13 protein-coding genes are annotated in these 16,500 nt (G+C 69.2%); 8 read left to right on the top strand and 5 right to left on the bottom strand.

Features of this window, described 5'->3' with window-relative positions:
* Nucleotides 1–21 precede the first annotated feature (21 nt).
* Together AB0J95_RS32140 and AB0J95_RS32135 are read right to left on the bottom strand one after the other, a co-directional pair.
* Complete coding sequence (locus tag AB0J95_RS32140) at nt 22–1,221, bottom strand: MFS transporter (protein WP_364766211.1); 1,200 nt, start codon at nt 1,219–1,221, stop codon at nt 22–24.
* Between the two features lie 472 nt (nt 1,222–1,693).
* Entirely contained in the window at nt 1,694–3,166 is a 1,473-nt protein-coding gene (locus AB0J95_RS32135) for an AlkA N-terminal domain-containing protein (protein ID WP_364766208.1), read from the bottom strand.
* 110 nt (nt 3,167–3,276) lie between these two features.
* On the opposite strand from AB0J95_RS32135, the gene AB0J95_RS32130 reads away from it, so the two are divergent.
* The gene (locus tag AB0J95_RS32130) at nt 3,277–4,050 is read left to right on the top strand and encodes an isocitrate lyase/phosphoenolpyruvate mutase family protein (RefSeq protein WP_364766205.1); all 774 of its coding nucleotides are present in this window, start codon (nt 3,277–3,279) and stop codon (nt 4,048–4,050) included.
* A gap of 77 nt (nt 4,051–4,127) precedes the next feature.
* Here AB0J95_RS32130 and AB0J95_RS32125 read toward each other — a convergent pair whose 3' ends face one another.
* Together AB0J95_RS32125 and AB0J95_RS32120 are read right to left on the bottom strand one after the other, a co-directional pair.
* Entirely contained in the window at nt 4,128–4,865 is a 738-nt protein-coding gene (locus AB0J95_RS32125; protein WP_364766202.1) for an SdrD B-like domain-containing protein, read from the bottom strand.
* Between the two features lie 259 nt (nt 4,866–5,124).
* Nucleotides 5,125–6,777 (bottom strand): cellulose binding domain-containing protein, encoded by a 1,653-nt coding sequence (locus tag AB0J95_RS32120; RefSeq protein WP_364766199.1) that lies wholly within the window; start codon nt 6,775–6,777, stop codon nt 5,125–5,127.
* 264 nt (nt 6,778–7,041) lie between these two features.
* On the opposite strand from AB0J95_RS32120, the gene AB0J95_RS32115 reads away from it, so the two are divergent.
* The 3 genes from AB0J95_RS32115 to AB0J95_RS32105 are packed head-to-tail and all read left to right on the top strand — an operon-like array spanning nt 7,042 to nt 10,224.
* Nucleotides 7,042–7,911, top strand: a complete 870-nt coding sequence (locus tag AB0J95_RS32115) for an SAM-dependent methyltransferase (protein WP_364766196.1) — start codon at nt 7,042–7,044, stop codon at nt 7,909–7,911.
* Nucleotides 7,898–8,659 (top strand): cyclase family protein, encoded by a 762-nt coding sequence (locus AB0J95_RS32110; protein ID WP_364766193.1) that lies wholly within the window; start codon nt 7,898–7,900, stop codon nt 8,657–8,659. Before AB0J95_RS32115 ends, AB0J95_RS32110 begins: the two co-directional genes overlap by 14 nt.
* On the top strand, nt 8,656–10,224 hold the full coding sequence (locus AB0J95_RS32105) for a thiamine pyrophosphate-binding protein (RefSeq protein ID WP_364766190.1): 1,569 nt from the start codon (nt 8,656–8,658) through the stop codon (nt 10,222–10,224). Before AB0J95_RS32110 ends, AB0J95_RS32105 begins: the two co-directional genes overlap by 4 nt.
* On the opposite strand, the gene speB is transcribed toward AB0J95_RS32105, so the two are convergent.
* Nucleotides 10,221–11,234 (bottom strand): agmatinase, encoded by a 1,014-nt coding sequence (gene speB / locus AB0J95_RS32100; RefSeq protein WP_364766187.1) that lies wholly within the window; start codon nt 11,232–11,234, stop codon nt 10,221–10,223. The two genes, AB0J95_RS32105 and speB, sit on opposite strands and share 4 nt — an antisense overlap.
* On the opposite strand from speB, the gene AB0J95_RS32095 reads away from it, so the two are divergent.
* From AB0J95_RS32095 to AB0J95_RS32080, 4 genes are read left to right on the top strand one after another with little or no spacing between them, the layout of a single operon-like run.
* A complete protein-coding gene (locus AB0J95_RS32095) occupies nt 11,233–12,384 on the top strand; it encodes an AAA family ATPase (RefSeq protein ID WP_364766184.1) in 1,152 nt (383 codons plus the stop codon). The genes speB and AB0J95_RS32095 overlap by 2 nt on opposite strands.
* Entirely contained in the window at nt 12,381–12,716 is a 336-nt protein-coding gene (locus tag AB0J95_RS32090; protein WP_364766181.1) for a hypothetical protein, read from the top strand. The genes AB0J95_RS32095 and AB0J95_RS32090 overlap by 4 nt, the downstream gene beginning before the upstream one ends.
* Nucleotides 12,713–14,344 (top strand): hypothetical protein, encoded by a 1,632-nt coding sequence (locus tag AB0J95_RS32085; protein WP_364766178.1) that lies wholly within the window; start codon nt 12,713–12,715, stop codon nt 14,342–14,344. The genes AB0J95_RS32090 and AB0J95_RS32085 overlap by 4 nt, the downstream gene beginning before the upstream one ends.
* Nucleotides 14,341–16,500: a bpX6 domain-containing protein gene (locus AB0J95_RS32080; RefSeq protein WP_364766175.1), complete on the top strand. Its 2,160-nt coding sequence runs from the start codon at nt 14,341–14,343 to the stop codon at nt 16,498–16,500. The genes AB0J95_RS32085 and AB0J95_RS32080 overlap by 4 nt, the downstream gene beginning before the upstream one ends.

Genomic DNA, 16,500 nt, shown 5'->3' with positions numbered 1-16,500 from the left:
ACTGGGCGCGGCGCTGACCCATCAGCGCGCGGGCTGGCGGGTGGCCTTGTGCCACCACCAGCCCGCCCCCAGCGCGGCCAGCATTCCCAGCGCCCCGGCAATGGCCACGACAATGTGCGGGGCTAGGTATTCGGCGGCCAGCCCGGCGGCCAGGACTCCCGCTCCCTGGGACACCCGCAGCCCGGTGATCGCCACCCCGAATGTCCGCGCACGCAGGGCGTCCGGCACCGACTGGACGAAAAGCGTGGAGGCGGTCAGGTTGTAGGCGCTCGCGGCCCCGGAAAATGCCCAGAGGACCATCGTTGCGGGCACCCCCGGATTGCTCACGCAGAGTGTCAGCGGAGCGCAGGACAATACCGCCAGCGGTACCAGCAGACCGCGGCGGCGAACGGGTGGGAATCGCGTCAGCGCGGTCACGCCAATGACATTGCCGATCGCGTATGCGGCCAGCAGGAATCCCACCGCGACCGCGCCGCCGCCGATTTCGGCCGCGTACGGGGTCACGACGGCCTCGCCCGCGATGGCGAACCCGGAAACGCAGCCGAGCGCGATCAACGCGGTCAACCGCCGATCCCGCCACACCACCGCGATTCCCGACAGCCACGGCGTTCTTGAACGTTCGTGGTGCGGGGTCGCGCGGTGCTTCACCCCGAACCGCACCACCAGCGCCGAAACCAGGAAGCTCCCCGCGTCCAGCCACAACGCGCCGTGGGGCGTCAGCCCGGCGACTGCCAGCCCGCCCGCTGCAAACCCGACGACCTGCGCGGTCTGGGTGGTGATGGTGAAGACCGCCATCCCGACGGCGAACCGGTCCCCCGGCAACACCTGCGGCAACAGGGCTGCCCTCGCCGCCGCCCATGGCGCGTTGAGGAGTTGCACGCCGGTCAGAAGTGCTGCCACCACAGGCAACGGCGTTCCCGGCAACGCCATCGCGGCCACCAGCACGGTCCTGGCGAGGTCCGCGGCGACCATCACGGACCGCCGCGGATACCGGTCGGCCAGCCAAGCCAGCAACGGCCCGCTCACCAGATCCGGCAGGAACGTCAACGCATAGGCGGCCGCTGCCCACGCAGGCGACTGCGTCCGCGAGAACACCAGGATCGACACCGCCACCCGCGCCAGCTGGTCCCCCGCGACGGATGCCAGCTGAGCGGCGAACAACGCCCGGAACTCACCGACGGCGGCCACATCCCGGAAGGTCGCCCGCTCAGCTTCGGTCACCGAGAGCAACATAGCGGCTGGAACGGCGGGTTGGCCAACCACTGGCCAACCGGTGCATGACCCCGGTGTTGTGAACGCGTGAACCATTGGGCTGATTCCGGGCCGGGACTACCGGTTCCCGCTGCGCGGTTGGCATCTTCGAGGTGGTGTTGCCGATCACGCAGACGGGACTGGAGATGAGCGAGCACCGGCTCGACCGGCGGGGTGGCGTGCGGGACTTGCTGGTCGCCGGTCGGTGGCGGGCGGACCTCGAGCTGTCCACTTTGCTCAGTCCGGACGGCTCGCCGTGGGGCCCGCACGGCCGCTGGGTGCTGACCCCGATGGGGTTCCCGAAACCTCAGCCTGCACTGGGATCTTCCGTTCACTGTGGACGGACGCCCCGTCCGGCCGGAGCCGTACCACCTGGACACCCCGATCTGCCGGGTTCCGTTCGACGCCACCGAGATGACCATCGGCGGCCACACCATCGATCTCAGGACGTGCCGGGCAGCCGGTTGATCGGATGGTCACCGGTCGCCCACAGGTACTGCACCGCATAGGCCCGCCACGGCCGCCAAGCCGTGGCGTGCGCGGTGAGCGCGCCTGGGCTGGCGGGCATGCCGAGCTGCTCGGCGGCCCGTTTGATGCCCAAGTCCCCTGGGATGAAGGCATCCGGGTCGCCGAGGGCGCGCATGGCGATCGACTCGATGGTCCACGGCCCGAACCCGGGCAACGTCTTGAGCTGTTCGCGCGCCTGCTGCCAGTCGGCGCCGAGGCCGAGGTCGATCTCCCCGGCGGCCAGCGCGGTGATCAGCCTGGTCAGCGTGGTGCGGCGGGACTGCGGCATGGCGAACGTGCCGGGATCCAGTTCGGCCAGCGTGGCCATGTCCGGGAACAGGTGGGTCAGCCCGCCTTCCGGGTCCTCGACCGGATCGCCACAGGCCGTGACCAGCCGGGCGGCATGGGTCCTCGCGGCCGCTGTCGACACCTGCTGGCCCAGCACTGCTCGCACCGCGAACTCGTTGCCGTCTACCGTGCGCGGTACCCGGCGGCCAGGAGCCTTGTCCACCAACGGAGCCAGCAACGGGTCCGCACGCAGGAGGTCATCGATGGCGATCGGGTCCGCGTCCAGGTCGAGCGTCCACCGGCAGCGGGTGATCGCGACCGAGAGGTCCCGCAGGTCGGTGAGGGTGAGCCGGCACTCGATGTAGTCCGGGGTCGGCCGCAGCGCGGCAATGCCATGCCCATGTGGTAGCCGCAAAGTCCGCCGGTACGCGCCCGCCCGCCATTCCTCCACGCCGGGAACCGCAGTCGCCGCCAGATGCCCGAACAGGTTGTCCGGACACAGTGGACTCCGGAACGGCAACCGCAGCACCAGCGAGCCCGGCGAGGACGAAGGCCGCTGCCGGCTCTTCGCCCGCAACTCCCCCGGTGTCACGCCGAAGATCTCCCGGACGGTGTCGTTGAACGTCCGCACGCTGCCGAACCCCGAGGCGAAAGCGACATCGCCGAGCGGCTCCGAGGTGGTCTCGATCAGCAGCCGGGCGGTCTGGGCTCGTTGCGCGCGGGCCAACGCCAGCGGCCCCGCGCCCAGCTCGGCCACCAGCTGCCGCTGGATCTGGCGGACGCTGTAGCCCAGCCGGGCGGCCAGCCCCGGAACGCCGTCGCGGTCGACGACACCGTCGGCGATCAGGCGCATCGCCCGGGCCACCAGGTCGGCGCGTTCGTTCCACTGTGGCGACCCGGGCGTGGCGTCGGGACGGCAACGTTTGCACGCCCGGAAGCCGGCCTGCTGGGCGGCGGCCGCGCTCGGGTAGAAGCGCATGTTCTGGACCTTGGGCGGGACCACCGGGCAGCTCGGCCGGCAGTAGATCCTCGTGGTCAGCACCGCGGTGAAGAACCAGCCGTCGAACCGGGCGTCCTTGGCCTGGACCGCGCGTACACACCGCTCCCTGTCCTCGTGCATTCCCCCAGCATCACCCACCGCGGACATCCCCGCTAGCGAAAAAACGACACCAAGGATCGTGTCCGGAAATGGCCAGACCCGCCTGCCCCGGGACTGATGAACTGCACGTCATGACCGCCAAGCATGAGCTTTTCCGATCGTTGCACGTTCCCGGCACGCCGCTGCGGCTGCCCAACGCCTGGGACGTGGCCAGCGCCCGGGTGATCGAGGACGCCGGGGCCCAGGCCATCGCCACGACCAGCGCCGGGGTGGCCTGGGGCATGGGCGAGCCCGACGGCGACCGGCTCGAGCCCGCGCGCATCCTGGACCTGATGGCGCGGATCGCCGGGAAGGTCGAGGTCCCGGTCACCGCGGACATCGAGTCCGGCTCGGACAACGTCGGCGAGTTCGTCACCGGACTGTGGCAGGCGGGCGTGGTGGGGATCAACATCGAGGACGGTGCCCGGCCGCCCGCCGAGCTGGCGGCCAGGATCCGGATCGCCCACGAGGCCGCGCCGGAGCTGTTCATCAACGCCCGGATCGACACGTTCCTGTTCGGCCTCGGCGACCCGGAGACCCGCCTGCAGGCCACTGTGGACCGCGCCGCCGAGTACATCTCCGCCGGGGCAAGCGGAATCTTCGTCCCCGGCGTCACCGACCTCGCCACGATCGAGACGTTGGCCAGCGCGATCTCCGCCCCGGTGAACACCATGGCGGGGTTCGGCGCCCCGTCCGTGGACGCCCAGGCCGAGGTCGGTGTCGCACGAGTCAGCCTGGGCGGCGGAATCGCCGGCGCCGCCTACGCCCTGGCCCGCGACAGCGCCCACGAACTGCTCAGCCGCGGCACATACTCGTTGCTGGGCAACCAGTTCGACTACGGCCTGCTCAACAAGCTGTTGTCGTGACACAGGAAGGTCCCCGGGCTGCTTGGGGTCAGCCAGGGGACCTTGGTCACGACCGGTGCGTCAGCCGGCCGTGACGGTCAGCCGATCGAGATCGGCTGGGTCAGGACGTTGTTGCCAGGGTTGACATCCGGGAAGACACCCCGGAAGGTCTCGATCTTGATCTCGCCGTTGACCGGCTTGTCGACGCGCACGGTGGCGCCGACGAACTCCACGTCACCGGCGAAGCGACGCTCGTAGAAGTTGCCGATGACCTGCTGGCCCTGGACGTAGGACGGCATACCGCCTGCCCGGTCCAGGATGGTGAGCCCCTCGGGCAGGGTCAGCGTGCCGTTGAGCTGCTCGGGCGCGTTGCCGCTGTTGCCCACCGAGCCGTAGATCTCGAACACGTCGCCGACCTGCGGGTTCTGCTTGGTGACGATGATCTGCACGGCGTGCAGGTCGACACGGGCGTCCAGGAAACCAGAGTCGTAGTCGTCGATCCGGGTCTTCTCGGTGACGTGGATCGGGCCCTGATTCGGGTCGCCGGCCGCGTAGCCGGCGCCGTACTCGTCGAATTTCGAATCACGGCCAGGGTGGGTCCACGACGTCTGGTCGAGCAGGCTGCGGTCGTTGGACCGGAGCGTGTAGTCGCCTTCGGCGATGTTGGTGAAGCAGTAACGGCCGTCGTCGCCGGAATTCACGTAAATGTCGCCGTTGCCGTGCAGGCCGACGAGGTGATTCGGAATAACGGGCTCGTTCGCGTCCCGGACACCATCCTCATTGACGTCGTGCCACACCGTTCCGCAGATCGATCCGCCCTGGTCAGCGGATGCCACACCGGCCATTCCACCCATGAGCGCGCCGGCCACGATGCCAGCCGAGACAATGCGTGCGAGCGCGCGGTTCCCCAGTTCCATTTCGGTTGTCCCCCAGAAGAAGAAGTGAATGCCGTGGTTTGTTCCGGCACCAGTAGAGACGCCATCGGCTGGCCGGGGTTGCTCACTTCCGGAAAAAAGTTCCCCGTTCGCCCGGACGCAGCAGTGCGGGCACGTCCCCCGGGGGACTGGGGACGTGCCCGCGGCCGGAACATCCCCGCTACGGGGTCACGGGGATGTTCGTCAGTCCGGTCCTGGCGTTGGTCACGGTGTTGGAGGCGTAGACCTTGTTGGGGTTGGCGGTGCACTTCGACACCGAGGTGATGTAGATCGCGTAGCCACCCACGCCGCCGAGGTCGGACTTGTTGTCGCGCCATACGTTCCCGCAGCCGTTGGCGAAACTCGGGGTGGTGCTGGGGTTGTGCGTCTCGTAGCCGTTGGCGAACGTGCCGGGCGTGGCGAAGGTGCCGGTGTTGTCCTCGATCGTGTAGCCGATGCCCTTCACGTCGATCCACGAGTCGGCCGAGTTCTCGCCGGAGATGCCCTGCCCGTTGAACGTGTTGCCGCGGATGACGCCGTTGAACGTGCCCTCCTTGACGTCGATCGGCTCGGCGGCGATGTTCGGCCCGATCCGGTTGCCGATCACCTGGACCCGGTCGGCCTTGTCCACGCCGCCGGAGTTGCCGTGACAGCCCCAGTTCGAGCCGGCCGATCCAATGTAGACACCTTCGCCGTAGCCCTTCTGGACCAGACCGGTGTCGGTGATCGTCGAGTTGCGGATGACGCTGTCCGCAGAGGACTTCCGGAAGTGCACGCCCTCTTCGTCGACGTGGCGCACGGTCACGCCGTCGACCACGGTGTGGTGCGAGTTGTCCAGGACGATGCCCTTCTTGGACTCCGCGACGGTGAACCCGGTGAGGTTCCAGTAGGGCGCGTTGTACAGCCACAGCCCGTAACCCGAGTCGTACCCGGGCGCGGGCGCCGGGCAGTCCGGCGGATCACCGGCGGGACCGTCGTTGATCAGGACCGCGCTTGCCGGGCCGGTCAACGTGATCGGCTGGGCCGCGGTCCCGGCCTTGGTGGTGACGAAGGAACCGTGGTAGGTCCCGGCCGCCAGCTTGATCGTCTGCCCTGGCGTGGCGGCGGCCAGGGCGGCCTGAAGCTGGGCCGTGCCGGACACGTCCACAGTGGACCCGCCACCGCCGCCACCGGAGGTCGTGGCGCTGACCTGGTTGCTCGCCGGTGAGGTGTTACCGGCGGCGTCCCGGGCGCGGACGGTGAACGAGTAGGTCGTGTTCGAGGCGAGGCCGCTGACGGTCGCAGTAGTCCCCGAGACGGTCGCTGCCACCGTTCCGCCTTGCAGCACCTGGTAATCCGCGACACCGACATTGTCGGTCGCCGCGTTCCATTCCAGGGACACCGAACTGGACGTGACGCCGGTGGAACGCAGCGTGCCGGGCGCGGTCGGCGGCTGGGTGTCGACCGGCGGCGCGGCACCGCAGGCGGCGCCGTTCAACGTGCAGTTCAGCGGGGTGCCCAGGCCGGCGGCGTTGAAGCCGAAGTTCTTGTTCGCGCCGGGCGCGATGACGCCGTTGTGCGAGGCGTTGGTGAACTTGTAGTGCTGGCCGGTCTGGGTCCGGTTCGAACTCCACGAGTTGGTCACCGTGGTCCCGGACGGCAGGTCGAACTCCAGCGTCCAGCCGTTCGACGCCGTGTCACCCCTGTTGGTAATGGTGTAGGTCGCGCCATAGCCGCTGTCCCAGACAGATGTCTGCTTGAAGTCGGCGGCCAGGTTCGCGGCGGCCTGAGCCGCCGGAACCACACCTAGCAGAAGTGTCAGCGCACCGGTGGAGCACAGAATCCCGCGTTTCATCCGGCACCCCTGATAGGCGCGTTCAGGCAGGTCAAAGTCACAGGGAACCTCCGAGGGCGGGTCGGACCGAAAGATGTGCGGCGGCTCACACCCAAGGGGTTTCTTTGTAGCTCACACTATGACCGGACGTCAATTCCTCCACATATGTGAAATAGGATCGAAAAATAGGGGGAGAGTTGACGAATTCGACAATTCCGCTGGTCAGCTGGCAACTCCCCCGATCGATGGCTTGCCCGCCCCATGGGCGCAGAGGATGCTGTGCCGGTGAACCGACCCACGCCTCCGCCGCTGCAGCCGATCGGTCCCCGGAGCTATGACGAGCAGACTCCCAATGCCTCCCGGATGTACGACTACTACCTCGGTGGCGCGCTGAACTTCGCGGCCGACCGGGAGCTGGCGGAGCGGGCCAAGACGGTGCTGCCGGTGACGCCCGTGCTGGCCCGGCTCAACCGGTCCTGGCTGCGCCGGGTGGTGAACGTGTGCATGGACGAGGGCATCGACCAGTTCCTCGACCTCGGCTCGGGCATCCCGACCGTGGGCAACGTGCACGAGATCGTCGAGCGGCGCGCCCCGGACGGTCGCGTGGTGTACGTGGACTACGACTCCACGGCCGTCTCGCATGCACAGAAGTTGTTGCGTGGCAACAAGAACGCGACCATCCTGCATGCCGACATCCGTGACCCCGACTCGGTGCTCGGCTCGCCCGAGGCCGAGGCGCTGCTGGACTTCAGCCGCCCGATCGGCATGCTCATGGTCGGCATCATGCTGTACGTGGCCGACGAGTACGACCCCCGCGGCCTGGTCGCCACCTACCGCGACCGGTGCGCGCCCGGCAGCCTGCTGCCCATTTCGGTCATCTCCGCCGACCTCGTGCAGCACCACGACCCGGAGACCCATCGCCAGTTGATGGACATGGTCAGCGTGTACGACGATGCCAGTGAACAGATCCACGTGCGCGGCTACGACGAGTTCGTGTCCTACTTCGACGGCATGCAGCTGCTGGAGCCAGGCGTGGTGATCCTGCCGGAGTGGCGTCCGGACGGCACCGCGGAGTACGACTCGGCCAGTCCCGCGCGCTGGATCGGTCTCGGCGGCATGGGACGGATCACCGGGAGGACCGATGGGACTGCTTGACCAGGTGCGGGAGGCCTTGCGCAGCGGGGCCATCGAGGTGGTCGACCTGACCGCGCCGCTGAGCGCGGAGACGCCGATCCTCAAGCTGCCGGAGCCGTTCCTGAACACGATCCCGTTCCGGCTGGAGGAGATCAGCCGGTACGACGCGGGCGGGCCGGCCTGGTACTGGAACAACATCCACACCGGCGAGCACACCGGGACACACCTGGATGTGCCGGTGCACTGGGTATCCGGAAAGGACGGTCACGACGTCTCCCAGGTGCCGCTGTCCACATTGATCGCCCCCGCGGTGGTGCTCGACGTGTCCGACCGGGTCGCTGAGGACCACGACTTCCTGGTGGAGATCGACGATGTGAAGGCGTGGCAGGACCTGCACGGGCCGTTGCCGGAGGGCGGCTGGCTGCTGGTGCGCACCGGCTGGGACGCGCGCTCCGACACCGAGTCCGAGTTCCTCAACGAGGGCCGCAGTCCCGGCTGGTCCGCGTCGTGTGCACGTTGGCTGGCCGAGGAAACGCCGTTGACGGGTGTGGGCGTCGAGACCGTGGGCACGGATGCCGGTGCCGCGCACAGCTTCGATCCGCCGTTCCCCTGCCACAACTTCATGCTGGGCGCGGGCAAACACGGGCTGACCCAGCTGCGCAACCTCGCCTTGTTGCCGCCGGCCGGAGCCATGATCGTGGTGTCGCCACTGCCCATTGTGGGCGGTTCCGGCAGCCCGGTGCGCGTGCTGGCGTTGGTCGAGCGGTGAACGTCGCCGAGGCGGTCGGCCGGACGCTCGCCGAACTCGGGGTGGCGCAGGCGTTCGGGGTCGTCGGCAGCGGCAACTTCGAGGTGACGAACGCCTTGCGCGCGTACGGCGTGCCCTTTGTCGCGGCCCGGCACGAAGGCGGGGCCGCGACCATGGCCGACGCGTACGCCCGGATGAGCGACCGGGTCACCGCTGTGACGCTGCACCAAGGGTGTGGCCTGACCAACGCGATGACCGGGATCACCGAGGCCGCCAAGAGCCGGACCCCGATGATCGTGCTGGCCGCGGACGTCCCGACCGGCGCGACCGCCTCCAACTTCCGGATCGACCAGAACGCCGTTGTCAACGCTGTTGGCGCGGTCTCCCGCCGGGTGACCTCCGCCGAGACCGTTGTCGAGGAAACCTTTGCGGCCGTGGAGACCGCGGTCCACGACCGCAGAACCGTCGTGCTGAACCTGCCTCTCGACGTTCAGGCCCAACCGGCGGAGTTGACCGCGGTTGCGCCGCTGACACCGCCGGTGATGCCTGCGCCTCACGGGGTCGAGGACCTCATCGAGGTGCTCCAGACCGCTGACCGACCGGTGTTCATCGCCGGCCGAGGTGCCCGCGGTGCGGGTCCGGCCGTGGCGGAACTGGCCGGGAAGGTGGGCGCGCTGCTGGCGACTTCGGCTGTGGCGCACGGGTTGTTCCATGGCTCGCCGTGGAACCTGGGGATCTCCGGCGGGTTCGCCACTCCTCTGGCGGCCTCACTGATCGCCGACGCCGATGTCGTTGTGGCGTGGGGATGTTCGCTGACCAAGTGGACCACCCGGCAGGGCCGTCTGCTGGCGGACAAGGTCATCGTCCAGGTCGACCTCGACCCGCAGTCCCCGGACGCGAAACACCGGATCCACGGCGATGTGGGCGAGGTCGCCCGGCTGGTGGCCGACGTCGCGCCATCGCGCACCGGTTACCGCACCGAGGAACTGCGGGCGTGGCTCGCCGGTCCACAATGGGCGTACGATGATCTGTCCACTTCGAACACCATCGACCCGCGCACGTTGACCATCAGGCTGGACGAGCTGCTGCCGCGGGACCGGATCGTGGCGGTCGACTCGGGCAACTTCATGGGTTACCCGGCCGCGCACCTGTCGGTGCCGGACCAGTACGGGTTCTGCTTCACCCAGGCGTTCCAGTCGATCGGGCTCGGCCTGGCCACCGGGCTCGGTGCCGCCCTGGCCCGGCCGGACCGGCTGCCGGTGGCCGCGGTGGGCGACGGCGGGTTCCTGATGAGCATCGCCGAGCTGGAAACCGTGGCCCGCCTTGAGCTTCCGATGGTCATCGTGGTGTACAACGACAACGCGTACGGCGCCGAGGTGCACCACTTCGGCGACGCGGACATGGGCGCGGTGTCCTTTCCGGACACTGACATCGCCGCGATAGCCCGTGGCTACGGCTGTCACGGGCTGACCGTGCGGACCGTCGAGGACCTCAACGATCTCGTGCTCGACGGCCGGCCGGTGGTGATCGACGCCAAGATCACCGGCGACGGCGGCTCCTGGTGGCTGCAGGACGCCTTCTCCTAACGGTCTTCCAGCAACGGCCGCCGCGGATCCCAGGACGTGCCACCGCGTTCGTCCTGGCGCTTGCGCGCGATCGCCGACAACGCTTCCAGCACAACGCGGTTGGCCAGCGCGGCGGTGATGTCGGCGTGGTCGTAGGGCGGGCTCACCTCGACCACGTCGATGCCCACGACCGGGAGTTCCAGGCAGATCCGGCGAACCGAGTCGAGCAGCTCGCGAGCGCTCAGACCGCCCGGCTCGGGAGTCCCGGTGCCGGGTGCGTGTCCGGGGTCGCAGACGTCGATGTCGACCGACAGGAACACGCCGTCGCAGTCGTCGGTGGCGATGGTGAACGCCTCGGTCAGGCACTCGGTCAGCCCACGGGCGACGATCTCGGTCATCTCGTACGAGCGCATCCCCTGGTCGGCCATCCATTTCAGGGTCTGCGGGCCGGGCCAGTACCCGCGCAGGCCGATCTGCAGGAACCGGTCGCCGCGCAACGCCCGCGACTCGATCAGCCGCCGCATCGGCGCGCCGTGTCCCCACAGGGAACCGAACTCGATGTCCCCGGTGTCGGCATGCGCGTCGAAATGCAGCATCGACACACGTCCAGCGCCCAGAACGTCCGCCACCCCGGAGGCATCGGCGAACGCGATCGCGTGATCCCCGCCCAGGATCAGCGGGATCACCCCGGCGCCGGTCACTTTCGCGACCGCGGTCCGCAGGTCGGCCAGCGATTTCGCGGCGTCACCGGAGAACATCTCGACATCCCCGGCGTCGTACACCTTCAGATCGGTGAGCGCGTCGGTCCGCAGCGCGAGGCTCGGCCGGGAACCGTCCTGCGGGAGGTAGTCCGTGGTGCGGATGGCCTGCGGCCCGAACCGGGTGCCGGGGCGGTGCGAAGTGCCGCCGTCGAAGGGGGCGCCGAGGATGACGACGTCGGCGTCCGCGTAGCTGGACGGTTCGTCGATGTCGCACCTGGGCACGCCCAGGAACGTCACGTCTGGCCCAAATTGAGCACCGTATCGCGCCATGACCTGGCATCCTAGCGACGTGCTGGACGTCGAGGGGTTGAAACGGGACGCGTTCGCGGTGCGGTCGGCGGTGGACGCCGCCCGCTCGGGGCTGGTCGACCGCGAGCTGATCGCCGAGGTCGTGGTGCTGTGCGCGGTGGCGGGCGAGCACCTGCTTGTGGTCGGCGCGCCGGGCACGGCCAAGTCGGAGGCGGTCCGGCGGACCGCGACGCAGCTGGGCGGGCGCTACTTCGAGTACATCCTGGGCCGGTTCACCGAGCCGAACGAGATCTTCGGCCCGGTCGACCTGCGCCGGCTGCGCGAGGGCGTGGTCGAGGTGGAGACCGCTGGGATGCTGCCCGAGGCCGAAATCGCGTTCCTGGACGAGGTGTTCCTGGGCTCGACGGCCATCCTGAACACGCTGCTGGGCGTGCTGAACGAACGCACGTTCCGGCGGGGCAGCACCAATCTCGCTGTGCCGCTGCGGATCTGCGTGGGCGCGACGAACACGCTGCCCGAGGATCCCGCGCTGGCCGCGTTCGCCGACCGGTTCCTGGCCCGGTTGTTCGTCGCCCCGGTCGCGGACGCGCGGCTGGAGGAGCTGCTGGAAACCGGCTGGCAGCCGGCCGCCGCCGTGCCTGCTGAGGCTCTGCTTCCTGCCGTCGACAGGCTGGCTGGCGCTGCTCGCTCGGTGTCGCTGGCCGCGGTCGTGCCCTTGGTGGCGACGGCAATTCGTCGCCTCCGAGGTGCGGGGATCCCGCTCACCGACCGGCGGGTCGTTCGCGCGCAACGACTCATCGCCGCCGCGACCGTCCTCGATGGACGGACCGACGCCACCGCCGCGGACCTGTGGGTTCTGCCGATCGTGGCGCCGACCTCGGACACCCAGGTCCTGGCGCGGGAAGTGCTCGGCGATCTGCTGACCACAGCGCACAACTCGAGCCTGTTGTACGCGGCCGAGGAGTTCTCCGACGGTCCGCGGGCACGCGCTCGCCGGTTGGTCGAGACCAGTGAGAAGCTGCTGTCCGCGGTCACCGATCCGGTCGAACCGGACGACCGGCTGCGGGTCGAGGCGACGCTGCGCGAGATCGACGCCACGCTCGCCGAGGACCAGATGCCCGAGTCGATCCGCTCGATCCGCGATCGCCTGATCGCCGTCCTCGGACCATGATCACCTGGTCCTTTCGCGAGCCGCCGTTGCCCGCGGTCGCCGTGGCCGGGACGTCCGCGCTTTACGCCGCGACACAGGCTTCGCTTGCCCGGGGTGTGTCGTTGCGGGCCGCGGTCGGCGATGACTGGATCCTCGTGCTGGGCGACGATCTGCCTTGGGCTGCCGACGTGACGTACTTGGGGTGGGACGGCGGCGTTCTCGTGCCCACGACGTTGCGGCCTTCGGTTCCCGGTGGGGTTCTTCGCGCTGCGTTGGGGTCTGAGGTGCTGGCCGTCCTTCCGGGACGGATACTCAGTGGAGCGATGCCGGTACGGAAGGCGGTGCTGCCGTGAACCTGCCTCCCGCTCTGGCACCCTGGAGCGCGGCTTTGTCCACGTTGGACGCACAACCGCTGGTCGCGCTCGGGCCGTTGCTGCGCGGCCTGGACTCGCTCATCGCCCGGCACAGCGCCATCGACCACTCCGGCGAGATCCTCGACGGCTACAGCGGGATCACCAGCCGTGGCCTGCCCGAACGGATCCTGGCCTCGGAGTGGGCGCTCGCCGACGAGGTACCGCTGGAGTTCCTGCGCCGTGCGGCCGGGAATGAGTTGCTGCACACCGCGCCCGCGTACCTCGCCGAGCGCAGACGCGGCCGGGTGGCGGTTCTCGTCGACACCGGGCCGGATCAGCTCGGCGCCGGGCGGCTGGTTCAGCTCGCCGCGCTGATCGTGTTGCACCGCCGGGCCGAGGCTCGTGGTGTTGATCTCGTCGTGGGCGTGCTCGGTACCAAGGCCGGCTCCTGGCAAGGCGGCGACCTGGCGAAGGTGCTGCCCGCGTGGCTCAAGAGCCGGCGCAGCACCGAACCGACGCCGGACGACGTCGCCGAGTGGACGGACAGCGTGCCCGCGGACGACGACCTGTGGCTGCTCACCGGCCCCCGGCTGGCCCGGAAACTGCCTGGGCGCAAGCACATGCTCGTCAGCACCGAGTCCGCCTGGAGCGCTCTTGGTGCGGCGGCGGTTCAGGTGAGCTTGGCCGAGACCACTGTGACGTTGGCGTTGCCGGACCAGAACACCGCCGTCCGGACCTTGCGGGGCGCGGCCTTCCGGCCAGCGAAGAAGCAGATCATGACGCCAGCCGGGATGCATGACCCGTTGTTCTCGTCCAACGGTCCGCAGCTGATCACCCGCGGCCGCACCGATCGTGAGCTGTACTCGCTGCACGTTCCCGGCAAGCCGAGGGCAGACGTCAAGGTGCACCGGCATGAACTGCCCGGTCCGGTCGTCGCGGCCGCGTATCTGGGCGGGCGTCTGGTCACCCTGATCCGCGTCGGCGCCGAGCTGCATGGGCACGTCATCGGCAAGAAACTGGCGCGGCTGGACCGGCTCGTGATCCTGGCGGGCGAGTTCGACCCGGAGCCAGGGCCGCTGAAACCGTTGTACTTCGCCGACGGGAACCTGCTCATTCGGGATCTCGACCGCTGGTGGGAGCTTTCCGTCGATCGGGGCGCGGCCACGGTGAACGTGTTCGGCGTCGGCACCGGTCCGAGGTTCGACCGGCCGAACATCGCCCGCCGGATCGGGAACTCGATGGTGGTAAACGGCAGGCCCACGCCCGCCGGTGGCGAGATCATCTTCGGCTACGACGAGTTGTGGGCGTGGTCCAGGAACGGTCTGGAGTGGACGGTACACACCCGCGTGTACCACACTGAGATCAGGGTTCCCGAAGGCTGCCGGGTGCTCGGGCTGCAGTGGCTGGACAACATGCCGACGCTGATCACCTTGTCGGCCAGCGGGCTCATCGTGCGTGCACACACCGCGTCCAAGGAGCGGACACTGACGAAGTGGTCGAGTGGTACAGCGCCGCCCGCGCTGCATCCGACCCGGCCGCTCATCGCCGTTCAACGCGGAGCCGGGGCGATCGACGTGGGCAACATCCGCACCGGCGAGACCGTGTTGTCGCTGCGAGGTGAGCCGTGATCTTCCGTGGTTCGGTGAGCGCGACCGCGTTCCTGTTCGATCCCTCGGTGATCGGCACCGCCGAGGCTCGCCGACGCGTGCTGGACTGGTGGAGCGAAAGGGCGTCTATCCACTTGGTACCCAACGGGACTTGGCTGCTGGTACTCAAGAATCCGGTGACCGTCCGCGCCGAGCACGCTCCTGGGCTACCGCTGACGGCTTCTGACGTCGTGACCATTCCCATCGCGGGCGTGGACCACGAGTACGATGTGGACTCTTTGCCGCTGCTGGATCTGACCGGGTGGGTGGACGTCGGCTCGTTCGCCGTGCACCGGTTGACTCCGGCCGACGCCCCGCCGCCCGAGCCGGTCGTTCCGGTGTCGGCGATCCCGGCCGTGCGTGAACAACGCCGGACCACGGCCGCTTCGGAGGAGTCCGCGAGCAGCGGGCTGTGGTTCAAGGTGGTGCGGCTCTTCACGCGTGCGTCGTATGACCGGTACCTGGATCGGCTGACGAAGTTGTTCCGGCAGAAGGCATGGGACGACGCACTGCGGCAGGCGATCTCGATCGGCGGCTCCGGCGGCCATGGCACGCCCACCTTCCGGATGCCGCAGCCACGGCCGGGTCCGTTGCGGCCGACACCTTTCCGGCGGCCGGGCGGGCGGATGATCGCTGGAACCCACGGCGACCAGCACCGGCTGGCGGAGATGTACCTGACCGCCGCGACCGAACTGGAGAAGGCGGGCCGGATCGAAGAGGCCGCGTTCGTCCACGCGGACCTGCGCAATGACCCCTTGCGCGCGGTCACTTTGCTGGCCGGGCATGAGATGCACGCGCTCGCCGCGGAACTCGCCGAGGGCCGGGACCTGCCCGCGGACCTGATCGTGCGGCTGTGGTGGCAGGCGGGCAACCGGACGCGTGCCGTCGATGTCGCCCGCGTGCGTGGCGCGTTCCCAACCGCGATCGCATATCTGTCCCATGTGGACGCTCTGGCCGCGAAGAACCTCCGGCGGGAGTGGATCTCCGACCGGCAGCGCGCCGGTGACCACCTCGGCGCGGTGGGTGCCGCCTGGCCTGTTCCCGAGTTGCGGTCGCTGGTCGAGGAGAACGTCCGGGGCGGGATGGCGCTGGGCGGGCCTGGCGCGGCCCAGTTGCTGGCGTATCTCGTGGCCGAATGGCCGTCGGAGTCCACTCTGGCCGAAGCACTGTCCGTTGTGGAGAGTGACTCGCTGGCGTTGACACGCGAGCGGTTCGTCACCGCGTTGTCCTCGGTCTCAGTGCGGGATCCGGCGATGGACCGCCGGCTGTGCACGGCGGCGATCCGGGCCATGCACCGAGACCGCAACCCCGTGTTGGTACGCAAGCTCACCAACCGCAGCGATCCTTTGGTGGTCGCCGATCTGCCACCGGTCTCTTCCGCGCGGCGGGACTCGCCCGTGGAGATGCACGCTGCGGTCGAGCCAGGTCCGTTGCCGGTGTTCGACGCTGTCCGGTTGGGCGATTCGCTTCTGGTGGCACATGGCGAAGCCGGCGTTCGGCTGCTCACCTCGGACGGCCGCGTCCGGGCACAGTGGACAGTCCCGGCGTACCAGTTCGTCGTGGCCGACCACGGCGGAACCGTCCTGCTCGTGGCTCGGTACGACGCCGTCCGTGAGGTGCACCGGCTGGATCTCACCACCCGCAAGGTCACCCGCTGGACCACCCTGGGGAACGTGGCGTTCCTGCCCTCGTACGACGGCAGCGTCGCTTTCGTACTGGACGCCGACGGTCTCGCGGTACTCGACGCGTTGAGCCCAGTGCCGCGGGTGGTGTGGCGTGAGCTGAGCCGGGCCGACCGCGTGTACGACATCGTCCGCAGCCCGTCCAGCCTGGCCGCGATCGTCAACGACGAGCTGTGGCGGTGGGACCTGCCGTCGATGATGCTGCGCCAGCGGACCCGGATCGAGTCGCTGCCCGGCCCGCTGACCGCGACCGGGTTCGCGCCCGACGTCGCCGAGGAAGCCCTGATCAGCGGCTCGCTGATCGCCATCCACGACGGCTCGGACACCTACGTGCACAAGGCCCAGGCCCAGCTCGCGGTGACCTTCAACAACCTCGTCCCGGCCGGTTTCCGCGCCCACGCCGACACCGTGACGGTCTGGGACGCGGATGGCCGGGTCCTCAGCGCCACCCTCTGA

The sequence above is a fragment of the Actinocrispum sp. NPDC049592 genome, assembly GCF_040675465.1.
GTDB lineage: Bacteria > Actinomycetota > Actinomycetes > Mycobacteriales > Pseudonocardiaceae > Kibdelosporangium.
Note: the sequence above shows the minus strand (reverse complement) of the source record. Positions and strands in the feature narration are given on the sequence as shown.

Excerpts from the sequence above, each read along its gene's own strand:
- AB0J95_RS32135 (WP_364766208.1), bottom strand. The coding sequence starts at position 3,166 with ATGCACGAGGACAGGGAGCGGTGTGTACGCGCGGTCCAGGCCAAGGAC.
- AB0J95_RS32130 (WP_364766205.1), top strand. The coding sequence starts at position 3,277 with ATGACCGCCAAGCATGAGCTTTTCCGATCGTTGCACGTTCCCGGCACG.
- AB0J95_RS32120 (WP_364766199.1), bottom strand. The coding sequence starts at position 6,777 with ATGAAACGCGGGATTCTGTGCTCCACCGGTGCGCTGACACTTCTGCTA.
- AB0J95_RS32110 (WP_364766193.1), top strand. The coding sequence starts at position 7,898 with ATGGGACTGCTTGACCAGGTGCGGGAGGCCTTGCGCAGCGGGGCCATC.
- AB0J95_RS32095 (WP_364766184.1), top strand. The coding sequence starts at position 11,233 with ATGACCTGGCATCCTAGCGACGTGCTGGACGTCGAGGGGTTGAAACGG.
- speB (WP_364766187.1), bottom strand. The coding sequence starts at position 11,234 with ATGGCGCGATACGGTGCTCAATTTGGGCCAGACGTGACGTTCCTGGGC.
- AB0J95_RS32090 (WP_364766181.1), top strand. The coding sequence starts at position 12,381 with ATGATCACCTGGTCCTTTCGCGAGCCGCCGTTGCCCGCGGTCGCCGTG.